Raw genomic sequence first — 17,778 nt, 5'->3', positions numbered from 1 at the left:
CCGTGACCGGCGGCGCAGCACGGCCCAGCACGGCGAACCCGCCCTCCCCGGAGGGCGGGTTCGCCGTCGTCGTCGTGGCGGCCGGTTCCGGCACCCGGCTCGGGCACGGCATCCCCAAGGCCCTGGTGGCCCTCGACGGCCGCCCCCTGCTGGAGCACGCGCTGCGGGGCATCCGGGACGCCGGGCCGACCGGACCCGTGCTGGTGACCGTCCCCGCCGGGGACGTCGAGCTCTCCGCGACCGCCCGGGCGCACGGCGCGCGGCCGGTGACCGGTGGCGCGTCCCGCGCGGAGTCCGTGCGGGCCGCACTGGCCGAGCTCGCGCGGATCGAGCCCGCCTGCCCCGCCGTGCTCGTCCACGACGCCGCGCGCTGCCTCACCCCGCCCGAGGTCTTCCGCACCGTGGTGGACCGGCTGCGCGCGGGGGAGCGGGCCGTGGTGCCCGTGCTGCCCGTCGCGGACACGATGCGCCGGGTCGACGACGCAGACCGGTCGCTCGGCACCGTGGACCGCACCGTGCTGCGCGCGGTGCAGACCCCGCAGGGCTTCGACCTCGCCCTGCTCCGGGCGGTGAACCGCGCCGCCGAGGCGGCCGGGACGGACCCCGGGTCCGTCACCGACGACGCCTCCCTGGTGGAGGCCCACGCCCCGGGGACCGCGGTGCTGACGGTGCCCGGGCACGAGCACGCCTTCAAGATCACCCGCCCGCTCGACCTGGTGCTGGCCGAGGCCGTCCTGCGCGGGCGCGCCCCGGGCACGGCCGGAACGGTGCCCATCACCGCCACGACCTCCCTCCCCGACTCCCCTCCCGATCCCGAGGAGCGCTGAACCCGTGATCCTGCCCCGCACCGGCATCGCCGTGGACGTCCACGCCTTCGGGCCCGAGGGCACCCCGCTGTGGGTCGGCGGCCTCGAGTGGCCGGGGGAGCGCGGTCTCGCCGGGCACTCGGACGGGGACGTCGTGGCCCACGCGGCCGCCGACGCCCTGTTCTCCGCCTCGGGCACCGGTGACCTCGGCGCCAACTTCGGCGTGGACCGCCCGGAGCTCGAGGGCGCGTCCGGGACGCGGATCCTCGCCGAGGCGGCCCGGATCGTCCGGGAGGCCGGCTTCGAGATCGGCAACGTGGCGGTGCAGCTGATCGGGAACCGGCCGCGGTTCGCGCCGCGGCGCGCCGAGGCCGAGGCCGTGCTCACCGCGGCGGCCGGCGCGCCCGTCACGGTCAGCGCCACGACCTCCGACCGGCTCGGGCTCACGGGCCGCGGGGAGGGCCTCGCGGCCGTGGCCACCGCCCTGGTCGTCCCCGCGGGCACGGGCGGGGCCTGACCGGCGGGCCGCGGCCCGCCCTTATGATGGGCCGTGTGACTCTGCGCTTCTACGACACCGCCACCGCGACCGTGCGGGACTTCGAGCCCGCCCACCCCGGCGAGGCCCGTCTGTACTACTGCGGCGCCACCGTCCAGGGAATGCCGCACATCGGCCACGTCCGCTCGGCCCTGGTCTTCGACCAGGTCGCCCGGTGGCTGGCCCACCGCGGCTACCGGGTGACCACCGTGCGCAACGTCACCGACATCGACGACAAGATCCTCGCCAACTCGGCCGCGTCCTTCGCCCCGGACTACGACGGCGAGCACCCGCGGGAGCCGTGGTGGGCGCTCGCCTACCGGTTCGAGCAGGCGTTCAACGCCGCCTACGACGCCATCGGCGTCAGCCGGCCCACGTACGAGCCGCGCGCCACGGGCCACGTGCCGGAGATGCACGCCCTGATCCGGACCCTGGTCGACGCCGGGCACGCCTATCCGGCGCCGGACGGCTCCGGGGACGTCTACTTCGACGTCCGCTCCTGGGAGCGCTACGGCGAGCTCACCCACCAGTCGGTCGAGGACATGCAGGACGCCCCCGACGCCGACCCCCGCGGGAAGCGGGACCCCCGCGACTTCGCCCTGTGGAAGGGGCACAAGCCGGGCGAGCCCGGGACCGCGAGCTGGGACTCGCCCTGGGGCGCCGGCCGTCCCGGCTGGCACCTCGAGTGCTCCGCCATGGCCGCGAAGTACCTCGGCGAGCACTTCGACATCCACGGCGGCGGGCTGGACCTGCGCTTCCCCCACCACGAGAACGAGCTCGCCCAGTCCGCGGCGGCCGGGCAGCGGTTCGCGAGCCTCTGGCTGCACAACGGGCTCGTCACCTACGCGGGCGAGAAGATGTCCAAGTCGATCGGCAACACCGTGTCCCCGGCGGACATGCTCGCCGAGGCCCGGCCGCTGGCCGTGCGCTACTACCTCGGCCAGGCCCACTACCGGTCCGTGCTGGACTACCGGCCCACCTCCCTGGCCGAGGCCACGGCCGCGGTCGAGCGGGTGGAGTCGTTCCTGCGCGCGGCCCGGGACGCCGGGGCCGGCCCCGACGGGGCGGCCGGGGACGTGCCGGAGGCCTTCGGCGAGGCCATGGACGACGACCTCAACGTCCCCCAGGCCCTCGCGGTCCTGCACGAGACCGTCCGCGCCGGCAACTCCGCGCTCGCCGACGGCCTCGACGCCGCCGGGCCCGCCCGCGCGGTCCGCGCGATGACCGACGTGCTCGGGCTGACCGGGCTCATGGAGCTCGGGGACGCCGCGGGCAACGCGGCCGAGCACACGGCCCTCGACACCCTCGTGCGCTCGCTGCTCGCCCAGCGGGACCGGGCCCGCGCCGCCAAGGACTGGGCCCGGGCCGACGCGATCCGGGACGAGCTCGCCGCGGCCGGCGTCGCGGTGCGCGACGCCCCCGGCGGATCCACCTGGTCCGTGACCTGACCGGCCCGCCCCCACCACCCACGACCGAACAGAGGAACCCATGCCAGCCCCGAAGCGTCCCGGCGCGATCCGCAAGAACAAGAAGGGCCCGCTGGTGGGCACCGGCGGCCACGGCCGCAAGGCCCTCGAGGGCCGGGGCCCCACGCCCAAGGCCGAGGACCGCCCCTACCACAAGGCGCACAAGATGAAGAAGGCCGCCGAGCGCCGGCAGAGCCCGGGCGGCCGCACCCCGGCGCGCTCCCGCGGCAGGGTGCAGGAGGACCTCGTCACCGGGCGGAACTCGGTGCTCGAGTCGCTGCGCGCGGACATCCCCGCCAAGGCCCTGCACGCGGCCAGCAAGATCGACGTCGACGACCGCGTGCGCGAGATCCTGCAGATCTGCGCCGAGCGCGGGATCACGATCCTCGAGGCCTCCAAGGGCGAGCTCGACCGGCTCACCAGCGACGCCGTGCACCAGGGCGTGGCCCTGCAGGTGCCGCCCTACGAGTACCAGGACGCCGTGGAGACGGCCCGCAAGCTCATGACCCAGTGGGAGAAGCGGCACGTCCGCCGCCCCCCGCTGCTGGTCGCCCTCGACGGGATCACCGACCCCCGCAACCTCGGCGCCATCATCCGCAGCGTCTCCGCGTTCTCGGGCAGCGCCGTGATCGTGCCCGAGCGCCGGTCCGTGGGCGTCACGGCCTCCGCCTGGAAGACCAGCGCCGGCGCCGCGGCCCGGGTGCCCGTCACGAAGGCCGCCAACCTCAACCGCACGCTCGAGGAGCTCAAGGCCATGGGCTACTTCGTGGTCGGTCTCGACGGCGGCGGCGACGTCGAGCTGCCCGGCCTCGAGCTGGCCACCGAGCCCCTCGTCGTCGTGGTCGGCTCGGAGGGCAAGGGCCTGTCCCGGCTGGTCACCGAGAACTGCGACCAGATCGTGTCCATCCCCATCGACTCCACGATGGAGTCGCTCAACGCCTCGATGGCCGTGGGCATCACCCTGTACGAGGTGTCGCGACGCCGTGCTGGTGCCTGAGCCCCGGCGGCAGGACACCGGTCGGCCGTACGTCTCCCACCCCTACCCCCTCGGGGTCCACCCCTCGCACGAGCGCGACGGCAGCGCCAACGTGGCCGTCTACGCCCCCGGCATCCCCGACGTGGACCTCGTCTACCGGCTGCCCGGCGGGCGGTGGCAGCGGCGACGGCTCACCGGCCGCACCGGCGGGGTGCACCACGGGACGGTCCCGCCGGCCGAGCAGCAGCGGCTCTCGGAGACGGGCTTCGACTACGCGCGGCACCGGGACGAGGCCCCGGCCCTGCCCGCCGGCACGGAGTACGGCTTCGTCGCCGCCGACTCGCCGGTCGCCTCCCGCCACCGCTCCCCGGACCCCGCCGACCAGCAGATCCTGCTCGACCCCTACGGCAAGGGCCTGCGCCGGGTCGCCCCGCCGCCCGGGGTCGAGGACCCCGGCCCAGACGCCTACGGGGGACGGTACGTCTCCGTGGTCGTCCAGCAGGACTTCGACTGGGACGAGGACCGCCGACCCGCCACCCCGTGGCGGGACACCGTGGTCTACGAGGCGCACGTCAAGGGCCTGACCGCCCTGCACCCGGACGTCCCGGAGGAGCTGCGGGGCACGTACGCGGGCCTCGCGCACCCCGCGATGACCGAGTACCTCACGTCCCTGGGCGTCACGGCCGTCGAGCTCCTGCCCGTGCACGCCCACCTGGACGAGCCCCACCTCACGGGCCTCGGACTCAGCAACTACTGGGGCTACAACACGCTGGGCTTCTTCGCCCCGCACACCGGCTACGCGACCGAGGCCGCCCGCGCCCGCGGGCCGCAGGGCGTGCTGGACGAGTTCAAGGCCATGGTCCGGGACCTGCACCGCGCGGGCCTCGAGGTCTACCTCGACGTCGTCTACAACCACACCGCCGAGGCCGGCCAGGAGGAACCCGCCTACTGCTGGCGGGGACTCGGCGACGAGGCCTACTACCGCCACGGCGAGGACGGCCGCTACGTGGACGTCACCGGGTGCGGCAACTCCGTGAACTTCGGCAACCCGCGGGTGGTGCAGATGGCGCTGGACTCCCTGCGCTACTGGGTGGAGCGCTGCCACGTGGACGGCTTCCGCTTCGACCTCGCCCCCGAGCTGGCCCGGGACGAGCGCCACCGCTTCACCCGCAACCACCCCTTCCTCGTGGCCGTCGGGGCGGACCCCGCCCTGTTCGGCACGAAGCTGATCGCCGAGCCCTGGGACGTGGGCATGGGCGGCTGGCAGACCGGCCACTTCCCCGAGGGGTGGGCCGACTGGAACGACCGCTTCCGGGACACCGTGCGCGACTTCTGGCTCACCGGCCCCCGCAGCATGAGCCTGGGCGGGGACGGCGGCAACGCCGCACGGCTCGCCGGGGCGCTCGCCGGCTCCGCGGACCTGTTCGCGGCGTCCGGGCGCAGCGCCCTGGCGTCCGTGAACTTCGTGACCGCCCACGACGGCTTCACCCTGGCGGACCTCGTCTCCTACGACAACAAGCACAACCAGGACAACCTGGAGAAGAACCGGGACGGGACCAACGACAACCACTCGTGGAACCACGGCGTGGAGGGCCCGGCGCGGGACGTCCGGATCCGGGCCGACCGGGCGCAGACCGCGCGCAACGTCATGGCCACCCTGCTCTTCTCGCAGGGCGTGCCGATGATCACGGCGGGGGACGAGTTCGGCCGCACCCAGCGCGGGAACAACAACGCCTACTGCCAGGACAACGAGCTGTCCTGGGTGGACTGGCGGCTCACCCCTGCGGACCGCGCCATGCTCGCGGCCACCCGCTCCCTGGTGGGCGTGCGCGGGGAGTTCCTGGCGGGGCAGCCGTCCCACTTCCCGACCCGCCCCGACGAGGTGATGATGCACTGGTTCGGCCCGGACGGGACGGCCATGACCGCCACCGGCTGGCAGACCCCCGGAGCCCGGACCATCCAGGTGCTGATCGGCTCCCGGGGCGGCCGGGTGGCGGGGCTCATGGTGATCAACGGGGCGAGCGCCGACATGGCGATCACCTTCCCGCACCTCGCGGACCTGCTGCGGCCGGAGGAGGACGGGCACCCCCTCGAGCGGGCCGACGGCCTCTACTCGCTGGTGCACAGCACGGCCTCGGTGCTGCACGGGCGCTACGGCACGCGCTTCCGGGCGGGCCAGGCGCAGGGCGTCCCCGCCAGCTCGGTGACGCTCTTCCGGGTGCTCTGAGCCGCTGAGCCTCTGAACCGCTGAGCCGCTGAGCGGGAGCGCCGCCGAGGAGGGACGGACGGCGGAGGGGCCGCACCCGGAACGCCCGGGTGCGGCCCCTCCGTGGGCCACGCGGTGCGGTGCCGCCGGCGGCTCAGGCGTTGGCCACCAGCCCCAGTTCGGCCTTGTCGGCGAGCTCGGGGTGGTCCGGCAGCACCCGGACGGTGTAGCCGAACGGACCCGAGCGGTCCACGGTGATCGTCCCGCAGAACTTGTGCCGGCCGCCGCCCAGGTCGCCGACCGGGCTCAGGGCCGCGTACTTGCGCTCGTGGATGTGGTCGGTCTCCGAGACCCGGCCGTAGCCGATCTCCGCGCACACGTCGTCCGGGCTCAGCGAGCCGAGCGAGACGTAGGCGCACACCGTGAGCTCGTCGCCGATCTGCGGGTCCTGGGCCACGCCCTCGGTGTCGACGTGCTCGACCGACACGTGGTCCCAGGCCTGGCGCACGCGTCCCACCCACCGGGACTTGGACCGGGCGGCCGTGTGGCCGTCCAGCGCGGACCGGCGTCCGGAGACGGCGGCCGGGACGTAGAGCTGCCGCACGTAGTCCTCGAGCATGCGCTTGGCGGAGACCCGCGGGCCCAGGGTCGCCAGGGTGTGCTTGACCATGGCCAGCCACTGGTGCGGCACGCCGTCGGTGTTCGGGTCCGAGCCCTCCGCGGTCTCGCCGTAGAACCGCGGGGCCACGTGGTTCTCGATGAGCTCGTAGAGCGCCGCGGCCTCGATGTCGTCGCGCTCGTCCGGGTGCGCGCCCTCGTCGGCGGTCGGGATGGCCCAGCCGTTCTGGCCGTCGTACATCTCGTCCCACCAGCCGTCGAGCACCGACAGGTTCAGCCCGCCGTTGAGGGCGGCCTTCATCCCGGACGTGCCGCACGCCTCGAGCGGGCGCAGCGGGTTGTTCAGCCACACGTCGCAGCCGGGGAACAGGGTCCGTGCCATCGCGATGTCGTAGTTGGGGAGGAACACGATGCGGTGGCGCACCTCCGGATCGTCGGTGAAGCGCACGAGGTCCTGGATCAGGCGCTTGCCCTGCTCGTCGGCCGGGTGGGACTTCCCGGCGACCACGAGCTGGACCGGGTGCTCCGGGTCCAGCAGGATCCGCTTGAGCCGCTGCGGGTCCCGCAGCATGAGCGTGAGCCGCTTGTAGGTGGGCACCCGGCGGGCGAAGCCGATCGTGAGCACGCCCGGGTCGAGGACCGTGTCGGTCCAGCCCAGCTCGGCGTCCGCGAGACCGCGCTTCTTCCACGACGCCCGCAGCCGGGCCCGGACGTCCTCCACCAGGCGGGCGCGCAGCTCCCGGCGGACGGCCCACAGCTCGGCGTCGTCCGCGGTGTAGATGCGGCGCCACCGCGCGGCCCGGTTCAGGTCGGGGCCCATCGGGTCGAGGGCCAGCTCCGCCATGCGCGGGTCGATCCACGTCATCACGTGCACACCGTTGGTGATCGAGCCGATCGGCACCTCGTCGGCGTCGAAGCCCGGCCACAGGCCCTGGAACATCCCCCGGGAGACCACGCCGTGCAGCTTGGCCACCCCGTTGGCGCGCTGGGCCAGGCGCAGGCCCATGACCGCCATGTTGAACTTGGACCGGTCGCCGCCGTCGTAGTCCTCCGCGCCCAGGGCGAGGACCTGGGCCGTGGGCACGGACGGGGCGAGACCTGCGTCGAGGAAGTGCTCGATCTGCGACTGCTCGAACCGGTCGATGCCCGCCGGCACCGGGGTGTGGGTGGTGAACACGGTGGCCGAGCGCACGGCGGTCAGGGCCTCGTCCCAGGTCATCGGCTCGGTCCCGTCCGCGGGGTCCATGAGCTCCGCGATCCGCTCGACGCCCAGGAACCCGGCGTGGCCCTCGTTGCAGTGGAAGACCTCCGGGGCCGGTGCGCCGGTCAGCCGGGAGAAGGCCCGCAGCGCGCGGATCCCGCCCATCCCCAGGAGCAGCTCCTGCTGGAGCCGGTGGTCTCCGCCGCCGCCGTAGAGGCGGTCCGTGACGTTGCGGGCGTGGTCGTCGTTGTCCGGGATGTCGGAGTCGAGCAGCAGCAGCGGGACGCGGCCGACGTCCGCCCGCCAGATGTGGGCGGACAGGGAGCGGCCGTTGGGCAGGGGCAGGGTGATCCGGACCGGGGTGCCGTCCTCCTCCCGCAGCAGCGTCAGCGGCATGCCGTCCGGGTCGAGCACGGGATAGGACTCCTGCTGCCACGCGTCGCGGGACAGGGACTGCTTGAAGTAGCCGTGCTGGTAGAACAGGCCGACCCCCACCACCGGCACGCCGAGGTCCGAGGCGCTCTTGAGGTGGTCGCCGGCGAGGATCCCCAGTCCGCCCGAGTACTGGGGGAGCACGGAGGTGACCCCGTACTCGGCGGAGAAGTAGGCGATGGCCCGCGGGGCGTCCTCCGTCTGGGTCCGCTGGTACCACAGGTCCTCGGTGAGATAGCGCTCGAGGTCGGCGTCCAGCTCCGTGATCCGGCGCACGGTGGCCGGGTCCTGGGCGATCTGCTGGATCTCCTCCCGGGTGAGGGAGCCGAGGAGCTTGACCGGATCCCCGTGCACCGCCTCCCACGCCTGGGGGTTGAGGTCCGCGAACAGTTGTTCGGTGGGCCGGTGCCAGGACCAGCGGAGGTTCCTCGCGAGCCGGCTCAGAGGGGCGATGGACTCCGGCAGCACGGTGCGCACGGTGAATCTACGGATTGCCTTCACGCCGTCAGACTACCGGTGCCGGGGCGCCGGACCGGGGCGCCACGGCCCAGCCGTGCTCCGGCGCGCCGGGCAGCTCCTCCGGCACGGGGGGACAGGGCGGGAGACCGGGGCGGCAGACCGGGGCGGCGACACCGTCCCACGGTTCGACAGCGGGCTTAACGATCGCCGGGTTTGTCGCTAACGTGGTCCAGGTGAGCCAAGCCAACACGCCGCCCCCGTCCGACCCGGCCCAGAGCCCGGTCGGCGCGCCCGCCCCCGACTCCTCGACGACGCCCGCCGTTCCCGGCGCCGGTGCCGCCGCCGCGGCGGCCGAGCAGCCCGCGAAGAAGGCGCCCGCGCGGCGCAGGGCCTCGACCGCCAAGAAGGCCCCGGCGGCGGAGGCCGCTGCGCCCGTGGAGGACGAGCCCGGCGTCGCCGTCGTCCCCGCCACGGAGCCCGCGGAGCCGAAGCCCCGCGCGCGGCGGACCTCGACCACCAGGACCGCGGCGGCCAAGGCCCCGGCCGCGAAGACCGGGGCTGCCAAGGCCCCGGCTGCGAAGGCCCCGGCCGCGAAGGCCGGCACCACGAGGACGGCCGCCGCGAAGAAGGCCACCACGCCGCGGAAGGCGACGACCACGCGCCGGAAGGCCGCCGGCTCGGCGTTCTCCCGCGAGGACCTGGTCTACGGCCGGATCCCGGTCGTCGGCGTCAGCCCCGTGGTCGAGGACGGGCGCTTCCCGGCCAAGGCCGTGCCGGGCGAGACGATCCGGGTGGGCGCCACCGTGTTCCGCGAGGGGCACGACGCCCTGGGCGTGACCGCGGTGCTCTACGACCCGCAGGGCGCGGAGGCCGAGCGCGTGCCGATGCGCCTCACCACCCCCGGCACCGACCGCTACGAGGCGTGGCTGACGCCGACCGCCGAGGGCGCCTGGACCTTCGCCGTCGAGGGCTGGGGCGACCTGTTCGAGACGTGGCGCCACGCCGCCGAGATCAAGGTGGGCGTGGGCCAGGACGTCGACCTCATGCTGGCCGAGGGCGTCGCGCTCTTCGACCGCGCCGCCGCGGAGCCGGGCCGCCCGGACTCCGACGCGGAGCTGTTCCGTTCGGTCTCGCGCACGCTCGGCAACGACGAGCTGCCCGCCGAGCACCGGCTCGAGGCCGGCACCTCGGCCGAGGTGCTGGCCGTCGTGGCCGAGCGGCCCGTGCGGGACCTGGTCACCGAGAGCCGCCGGTACCCGCTGAAGGTCGAGCGGACCGCCGCCGGCCGCGGGTCCTGGTACGAGTTCTTCCCCCGCTCCGAGGGCGCCGTGTTCGACGCCGAGTCCGGCACCTGGGCCTCCGGCACCTTCCGGACCGCCGCGGAGAGCCTCGACCGTGTCGCGGCCATGGGCTTCGACGTCATCTACCTGCCTCCGATCCACCCGATCGGCCGCGCCCACCGCAAGGGCCCCAACAACACGCTGGTGGCCGGTCCGCAGGACCCGGGCTCGCCGTGGGCCATCGGCTCCCCCGAGGGCGGGCACGACGCGATCCACCCTGACCTCGGCTCGTTCGAGGACTTCGACGGCTTCGTCGCCCGCGCCGGGGACCTCGGCCTCGAGGTGGCCCTGGACCTGGCCCTGCAGGCCTCCCCGGACCACCCGTGGGTCACGGAGCACCCGGAGTGGTTCACGACCCGTGCCGACGGCTCCATCGCGTACGCGGAGAACCCGCCGAAGAAGTACCAGGACATCTACCCGATCAACTTCGACAACGACCCCGAGGGCCTGTCCCTCGAGGTGCTGCGGATCGTGGAGCTGTGGATCTCCCACGGGGTCAAGATCTTCCGCGTCGACAACCCGCACACCAAGCCCCTGTGGTTCTGGGAGTGGCTGATCGGCACCGTCAACGCCAAGCACCCCGAGGTCGTGTTCCTGGCCGAGGCGTTCACGCGTCCCGCCATGATGCAGGGCCTCGCCCGGGTCGGCTTCCAGCAGTCCTACTCGTACTTCACCTGGCGCAACACCAAGAAGGAGATCGAGGAGTACCTGGCGGAGATCAGCCACGAGACCTCGGCGGTCTACCGGCCGAACTTCTTCGTCAACACCCCCGACATCCTCACCGAGTACCTGCAGTTCGGCGGGCCCGCGGCCTTCAAGATCCGCGCCGTCCTGGCCGCCACCGGCTCCCCCCTGTGGGGCGTCTACGCCGGCTACGAGCTCTACGAGCACGTGGCCCGGGCAGGGGCCGAGGAGTACGTGGACAACGAGAAGTACGAGTACCGGCCCCGGGACTTCGCCGGCGCCGAGGAGCGCGGCGAGTCCCTGGCCCCGTACCTCACGCGGCTCAACGAGATCCGGCGCCGGCACGCCTCGCTGGGCGACCTGCAGAACCTCACGGTGCAGTCCACGTCCGACGACGCCCTGGTCGCCTACTCGAAGACCAAGACGGTGCGGCACGGGGGCTCGAGCTACAAGGACACGGTCGTGGTGGTCGTCAACGTGGACCCGCACGCGGTCCGCGAGGGCACCGTGTGGCTGGACCTGGAGTCCCTGAACCTGGACGACGCGGACTTCAACGAGGACGGCAGCTTCTGGGTGGACGACCTGCTCAGCGGGAACTCCTGGAAGTGGGGCACGCACAACTACGTGCGGCTGGACCCGCACTACGACCCCGCGCACGTCCTGCACATCCGCCGCAACGTCAAGTAGGGGCGCCACCGCACCCCGCCGGGGCCCTCCTGGGCGCACTGTCCTGGAGGGCCCCTCCCGAAGCACCGATGGTCTCCGACCCACCCGTCCGAAAGGCGGCACCCCCGCATGAGCATCTCGCCGTACTCGCTCAACGCCCCCGGCATCTCCCACGACCCCGACTGGTTCCGCAAAGCGGTGTTCTACGAGGTGCTCGTCCGGGCGTTCTCCGACGCCAACGGTGACGGCTCAGGCGACTTCTCCGGCCTGATCGACAAGCTGGACTACCTGCAGTGGCTGGGCATCGACTGCCTGTGGATCCCTCCGTTCTACGAGTCGCCGCTGCGGGACGGGGGCTACGACATCTCCGACTACTACTCGGTCCTGGACGAGTTCGGGACGATCAGCGACTTCAAGCGGCTCGTGGCCGAGGCGCACGCCCGCGGGCTGCGCGTGGTCACGGACCTGCCGCTCAACCACACGAGCGACCAGCACCCCTGGTTCCAGGCCTCCCGCGAGGACCCCGACGGACCGTACGGCGACTTCTACGTCTGGTCGGACACGGACGAGAAGTACCAGGACGCCCGGATCATCTTCGTGGACACCGAGGAGTCGAACTGGACGTTCGACCCGATCCGCCGCCAGTTCTTCTGGCACCGCTTCTTCTCGCACCAGCCGGACCTCAACTTCGAGAACCCCGCCGTGGTCGAGGCCGTGTTCGACGTGGTCAAGTTCTGGCTCGACATGGGCATCGACGGCTTCCGGGCCGACGCGATCCCCTACCTGATCGAGGAGGAGGGGACGAACTGCGAGAACCTCCCGGGGACCCACGACTTCCTGGTGCGGCTGCGGGCCATGATCGACGAGGAGTACCCGGGCCGCGTGGTCATCGCCGAGGCGAACCAGATGCCGCACGAGGTGGTGGAGTACTTCGGCACCGAGGAGAGCCCGGAGTGCCACATGTGCTTCCACTTCCCGATCATGCCGCGGATCTTCTACGCGCTGCGGGACCAGAAGGCCGCCCCGATCGTGGAGACCATGCAGGAGACGCCGGACATCCCGCGCGGCACCCAGTGGGGGACGTTCCTGCGCAACCACGACGAGCTGACCCTCGAGATGGTGACCACCGAGGAGCGGCAGGCGATGCTCGGCTGGTACGCCCCCGACTCCCGGATGCGCGCCAACGTGGGCATCCGCCGCCGGCTGGCGCCCCTGCTCGACAACTCCCGCGCGGAGATCGAGCTCATCCACGCGCTGCTCATGTCCCTGCCGGGCAGTCCGTTCCTGTACTACGGGGACGAGATCGGGATGGGCGACAACATCTGGCTCGACGACCGGGACGCGTCCCGCACGCCGATGCAGTGGACCCCGGACCGCAACGCCGGGTTCTCCAAGGCGGACCCGGGCAAGCTGTACCTGCCCGTGGTCCAGTCGCTGGTCTACCACTACAACCAGGTCAACGTGGAGGCGCAGCTGGCGTCGTCGTCGTCCCTGCTGCACTGGATGCGCCAGATGCTGGCCGTGCGCAAGGCCCACCCGGCCTTCGGCCTCGGCTCCTACGTCGGCGTGGAGACCGACCACGACTCCGTGCTCGCGTTCCTGCGCGTGCTCCCCGACGCGGAGACCGACGACGGGCGCGGCGAGACCGTGCTGTGCCTGTTCAACCTCGCCCACACCCCTGCGTGCGCGCGCATCCGGCTGCCCCAGTTCGCGGGCCGCGGTCTGCGCGAGCTCTTCGGCGGCGACCTGTTCGGCGAGGTGGACGAGGCCGGGGAGTACCGCATCACCCTGGGCAGCCAGGACTTCTTCTGGCTGCGCCTCCGGGCCGCTCCCCGCGACGACGGCACGCACCCCCAGACCACGGCCATGCCGATCATCACCGCGACCCCGACGTCCTGAGCGCGTCCCCGCGTCCGTCCACCTCCACGCCCGCCCCGGAAGGACCTGATCCCATGACCGACCAGCACCCCGACGAGCTCCTCGACCTCCTGCGCCGGTGGCTGCCGCGGCAGCGGTGGTTCCCCTTCGCGGACGGCGGTGCCGGCGTGGAACTGCGGGTCGTCGCCCAGCTCGCCCTGCCGGACCAGGAGGGCGCGGGCGCCCGGATCCTGCTGCTGGAGGCCTCCGAGGGGGCCCGCACCGAGCTCCTCCAGGTGCCGCTGACCTTCCGCGCGGCGCCCCTCGAGGGCGCCGAGCGCTTCCTCGTCGGGGAGCTGGCGCCGGCCGCGGCCGAGGACCCCGGGGCGGACGGGGCCGAGGAGGAGGGACCCGCGCCCCGCCGGGACGCGCGCTTCCTCCGGGAGCGCGCCGCCCGCGCCGGCCGTGCCGTGGCCCACCGCACGGGCCTGCCGCTGCCCGGGGCGGAGGACGCCGTGGCCGGTCCCTGGGTCTACGACGGGGTCGGGGACCCGGTGTTCGTCGGCCCGGTCCTCGAGCTGATGCAGCGCGCGGAGTCGGTGAGCTCCGGCCCCCTGGGCCTGACCGTGACCGGTGCGCACGGCGACGCCCTGAGCGTCACCTATGCCGTCGACACGCCCCAGCAGGTGCGCGTGATCTCCAGCGAGCAGTCGAACTCCTCGGTGATCCTCACCCCGCCCGCGGGCCGGGAGGACGCAGACACCGTGATCGTGAAGTTCTTCCGCGTGCTGGGGGAGGGCGACAACCCGGACGTCGAGGTGGGCCGCGAGCTCACCTCCCTGGGCTGCCCCGCGGTGCCGAGCACCTTCGGGTGGCTCGACGCCCGCTGGCGCTCCGGGCTGAGCGCCGTGCAGGGGCAGCTCGCCGTGGCCACCGAGTTCCTGGCCGGCTCCGCCGACGCGTGGGCGCGGGCCGTCGAGGCCGCGGAGCAGGGCGCGGACTTCTCCGAGGAGGCCCGGGAGCTGGGCCGCACGACCGCGCGCGTGCACCGCGACCTGGGCCGCGCCTTCGGTTCGGGGACGCCCGACGACGCCGCCCGCGCCCGTCTCCTGAACGACCTCGGGGGACGCCTGCGCTGGGCCCGCACCGAGACCGGCTCCCTGTTCTCGGAGCACGCGACCGCCCTCGACCAGCTGATCACGTCCCTCGGCGACGTGCCGGAGCTGCCCCCGCTGCAGCGCATCCACGGCGACTACCACCTGGGCCAGGTCCTGCAGACCGAGGACGGACAGTTCAAGGTCCTGGACTTCGAGGGCGAGCCGCTGCGCGCCATCGAGGAGCGCACCCGCCCGGACGTCGCCCTGCGCGACGTGGTCGGCATGCTGCGGTCCTTCGACTACGCCGCCGCCTTCGGCGCCCGTGCCGGCGCGCAGGACGCGGAGGAGTGGGGCCGGCGTGCCGGCGACGCGTTCCTGGCGGGCTACGAGCAGGGCGCGGGGCACACGGTGGACCGCGGGTCCCCGCTGTTCCTGGCGCTGTGGCTGGACAAGGCCCTGTACGAGGTCGTCTACGAGCAGCGCAACCGGCCCGACTGGGTGGACGTGCCCGCCGCGGCGGTGCGCCGTTCACTGGAGAGCCTCCGGTCGCGTAGCGTGAACCCTGATACCGCCGGTGCGGACCCCGTGCCCGGCACCGACCACGACGACGACAGCTCCCGCTCCGCGCGGCACATCTCGGCGGAACCGGGAACGGAAATCGAGGACGCAGTGAGCGCCAGCACTCCGCAGGACCGATCCGACCCCGTCCAGAGCTCCCGCCCGGCCCCGGCCGGCCACGACGTGGCCCCGGCGGGCCCGGTGCCCGTGGCCGAGCACCTGCTGGCCGCGGTGTCCGAGGGCCGCCACCACGACCCGCACAGCGTCCTGGGCGCCCACCTGAACCCGGACGGCAGCGTCACCGTGCGCACGCTGCGCCGCTTCGCGACCGCCGTGGCCGTCGTGACGCAGGACGGCACCTTCGAGCTCGAGCACGAGTGGGGCGGCATCTTCACGGGAGTGGTCCCCGCGCACGAGCCGGGGCGGATCCCCGACTACCGCGTGGACGTGACCTACCGGGACCTCGAGCCGCAGCGGATGGACGACCCGTACCGCTTCGGGCCGACCCTGGGCGAGCTGGACCTCCACCTGATCGGCGAGGGACGCCACGAGACGCTGTGGAACGTCCTCGGCGCGCACGTGCGCCGCTACCCCTCCGCGATGGGCGACATCACCGGGGTGGCCTTCGCCGTGTGGGCGCCCAACGCCCAGGCGGTCCGGGTCATCGGCGACTTCAACGGCTGGGACGGCAGCGAGCACGCGATGCGCTCCCTCGGGTCCTCGGGCGTGTGGGAGATCTTCGTCCCGGGCCTCGGCTCCGGGGCCACCTACAAGTTCCGCATCCTCGGCCGGGACGGCGGCTGGCGCGAGAAGGCGGACCCCATGGCCTTCGGCACCGAGGTGCCGCCGTCCACGGCTTCCCGCGTCTTCGAGTCCGAGTACGAGTTCCAGGACGACGCCTGGATGGCGCGCCGGGCGACGACCGATCCGCACAACGCGCCCATGAGCGTCTACGAGCTGCACATCGGCTCGTGGCGGAAGGGCCTCGGGTACAAGGACCTCGCGAAGGAGCTCGTCGAGTACCTGACCTGGCAGGGCTTCACGCACGTGGAGTTCATGCCGGTGGCCGAGCACCCGTTCGGCGGCTCCTGGGGCTACCAGGTCACGTCCTACTACGCACCGTCCTCCCGCTTCGGCAGCCCGGACGAGTTCCGCTACCTCGTGGACAAGCTGCACCAGGCCGGCATCGGCGTGCTCGTGGACTGGGTCCCGGGCCACTTCCCGAAGGACGAGTGGGCGCTGGCCCGCTTCGACGGCGAGCCCCTGTACGAGCACGCCGACCCCCGCCGGGGCGAGCACAAGGACTGGGGGACGCTGATCCCCGACTACGGCCGCAACGAGGTCCGGAACTTCCTGGTGGCCAACGCGTCCTACTGGCTCGAGGAGTTCCACGTGGACGGCCTGCGCGTGGACGCGGTCGCGTCCATGCTCTACCTCGACTACTCGCGCAACGAGGGGGAGTGGGAGCCCAACGTCTTCGGCGGCCGGGAGAACCTCGAGGCCATCGCCTTCCTCAAGGAGGCCAACGCCACCGCGTACAAGCGCACCCCGGGCATCGTGATGATCGCCGAGGAGTCGACCTCCTACCCGGGCGTGACGCGCCCGACCGACGCGGACGGGCTGGGCTTCGGGCTCAAGTGGAACATGGGGTGGATGAACGACACCCTCGAGTACATGGCGGAGGACCCGGTCAACCGGTACTACCACCACAACAAGCTCACGTTCTCGCTGGTCTACGCGTTCTCGGAGAACTTCCTGCTCCCGATCTCCCACGACGAGGTCGTCTACGGCAAGGGCTCCCTGCTGCGCAAGATGCCGGGCGACCGGTGGCAGCAGCTCGCCAACGTCCGTGCGTACCTGGCCTTCATGTGGGCCCACCCCGGCAAGCAGCTGATCTTCATGGGCACGGAGTACGCCCAGGAGTCCGAGTGGTCCCAGGAGCACGGCCTGGACTGGTGGCTCTCCGAGACCCCGCCGCACAAGGGAGTCCAGGAGCTGGTGCGCACCCTCAACGGGATCTACCGGGAGACGCCCGCGCTGTACGAGCGGGACAACAACCCCGCCGGGTTCGAGTGGATCGACGCCGCCGACGCCGGACGCAACACCCTGTCCTTCACCCGCTGGGACGAGCAGGGCAACCCGCTCGTGTGCGTGGCGAACTTCGCCGGCAACCCGCACGAGAACTTCCGGCTGGGCCTGCCGTGGGCCGGTGAGTGGGTCGAGGTGCTCAACACGGACTCCGAGCACTTCGGCGGGTCCGGGGTGGGCAACCTCGGCAAGGTGACGGCCACCGAGGGCGCGCACAACGGCAACCCCGCATCGGTCGAGCTCACCGTTCCGCCGCTGGCGGTGCTGTACCTCAAGCCGGCCGAGCACTGAGCCGGCCGCGCCCGGCAGGCGCGGAGCGGAGCAGCGGCGGAAGGGCCCGGATCCTCGGATCCGGGCCCTTCCGCCGTCCGGACCCCGCTCCGGGGAGCGACGGGGACGGCGGCAGCAGGTCCTGGGCACCCGGTTTGCACGGGCCGCGGAAAGCGGGTAACTTCTTCCAAGTCGTCGCGGCGAGGAACTCCTCCGGGAGAACCACGGGACGGCGATCCCGCTCCGGACCGTCCGCACCGAGCAGCCAGCGAGTTGCACGGGAACGGAAGAGTGTTAGGGTGGGAGATTGTGAGCTTCGCCGGAAGGCGGCGCCGTCACGATCGGGTAACCAAGAGTTCACCCGAGATTGACCGGGGCCGATCGGAAGGGCTAAGGTTGCAGAGCACTCCGGCAGCAAGGTGTCAAGTCAGACACGCTGACCGGTCTGTTGTTTGAGAACTCAATAGTGTGCCATGTTTGTTGATACCGAATGTTTTTTCGGTTGATGGGTTGTTGCTG

At 72.9% G+C, this 17,778-nt stretch carries 9 protein-coding genes; 8 read left to right on the top strand and 1 reads right to left on the bottom strand.

The features are described from left to right. Positions 1 to 2 precede the first annotated feature (2 nt). The 5 genes from ispD to glgX are packed head-to-tail and all read left to right on the top strand — an operon-like array spanning position 3 to position 6,010. Entirely contained in the window at positions 3 to 827 is an 825-nt protein-coding gene (gene ispD, locus ACPYN7_RS12880; RefSeq protein ID WP_424347910.1) for a 2-C-methyl-D-erythritol 4-phosphate cytidylyltransferase, read from the top strand. Between the two features lie 4 nt (positions 828 to 831). Beyond that, positions 832 to 1,323, top strand: coding sequence for a 2-C-methyl-D-erythritol 2,4-cyclodiphosphate synthase (gene ispF, locus ACPYN7_RS12875; RefSeq protein ID WP_197412741.1), 492 nt, complete (start codon positions 832 to 834; stop codon positions 1,321 to 1,323). Positions 1,324 to 1,358: 35 nt separating this feature from the next. Beyond that, positions 1,359 to 2,789 carry a cysteine--tRNA ligase gene (cysS, locus tag ACPYN7_RS12870; RefSeq protein WP_424347909.1) on the top strand — a complete coding sequence of 477 codons (1,431 nt, stop codon included), beginning with the start codon at positions 1,359 to 1,361 and terminating at the stop codon, positions 2,787 to 2,789. Between the two features lie 40 nt (positions 2,790 to 2,829). Then, complete coding sequence (gene rlmB / locus ACPYN7_RS12865) at positions 2,830 to 3,804, top strand: 23S rRNA (guanosine(2251)-2'-O)-methyltransferase RlmB (protein ID WP_058875344.1); 975 nt, start codon at positions 2,830 to 2,832, stop codon at positions 3,802 to 3,804. Continuing rightward, complete coding sequence (glgX, locus tag ACPYN7_RS12860) at positions 3,791 to 6,010, top strand: glycogen debranching protein GlgX (protein WP_424347908.1); 2,220 nt, start codon at positions 3,791 to 3,793, stop codon at positions 6,008 to 6,010. Before rlmB ends, glgX begins: the two co-directional genes overlap by 14 nt. 133 nt (positions 6,011 to 6,143) lie before the next feature. Here the strand turns inward: glgX and glgP are convergent, their stop codons facing one another. Then, entirely contained in the window at positions 6,144 to 8,741 is a 2,598-nt protein-coding gene (gene glgP / locus ACPYN7_RS12855; RefSeq protein WP_424347907.1) for an alpha-glucan family phosphorylase, read from the bottom strand. Between the two features lie 182 nt (positions 8,742 to 8,923). Here glgP and ACPYN7_RS12850 point away from each other — a divergent pair, with 182 nt between their 5' ends. The 3 genes from ACPYN7_RS12850 (at position 8,924) to glgB (ending at position 17,280) form a co-directional block, all read left to right on the top strand. Then, a complete protein-coding gene (locus ACPYN7_RS12850; RefSeq protein WP_424347906.1) occupies positions 8,924 to 11,410 on the top strand; it encodes an alpha-1,4-glucan--maltose-1-phosphate maltosyltransferase in 2,487 nt (828 codons plus the stop codon). Positions 11,411 to 11,518: 108 nt separating this feature from the next. Continuing rightward, positions 11,519 to 13,288 (top strand): maltose alpha-D-glucosyltransferase, encoded by a 1,770-nt coding sequence (treS, locus tag ACPYN7_RS12845; RefSeq protein ID WP_058875348.1) that lies wholly within the window; start codon positions 11,519 to 11,521, stop codon positions 13,286 to 13,288. Between the two features lie 53 nt (positions 13,289 to 13,341). Continuing rightward, positions 13,342 to 17,280: a 1,4-alpha-glucan branching protein GlgB gene (gene glgB, locus ACPYN7_RS12840; protein ID WP_424347905.1), complete on the top strand. Its 3,939-nt coding sequence runs from the start codon at positions 13,342 to 13,344 to the stop codon at positions 17,278 to 17,280. The last annotated feature ends 498 nt before the right edge of the window (positions 17,281 to 17,778 follow it).

The sequence above is a fragment of the Kocuria sp. CH-021 genome (assembly GCF_049716185.1).
Lineage (GTDB): Bacteria > Actinomycetota > Actinomycetes > Actinomycetales > Micrococcaceae > Kocuria > Kocuria cellulosilytica.
Note: the sequence above shows the minus strand (reverse complement) of the source record. Positions and strands in the feature narration are given on the sequence as shown.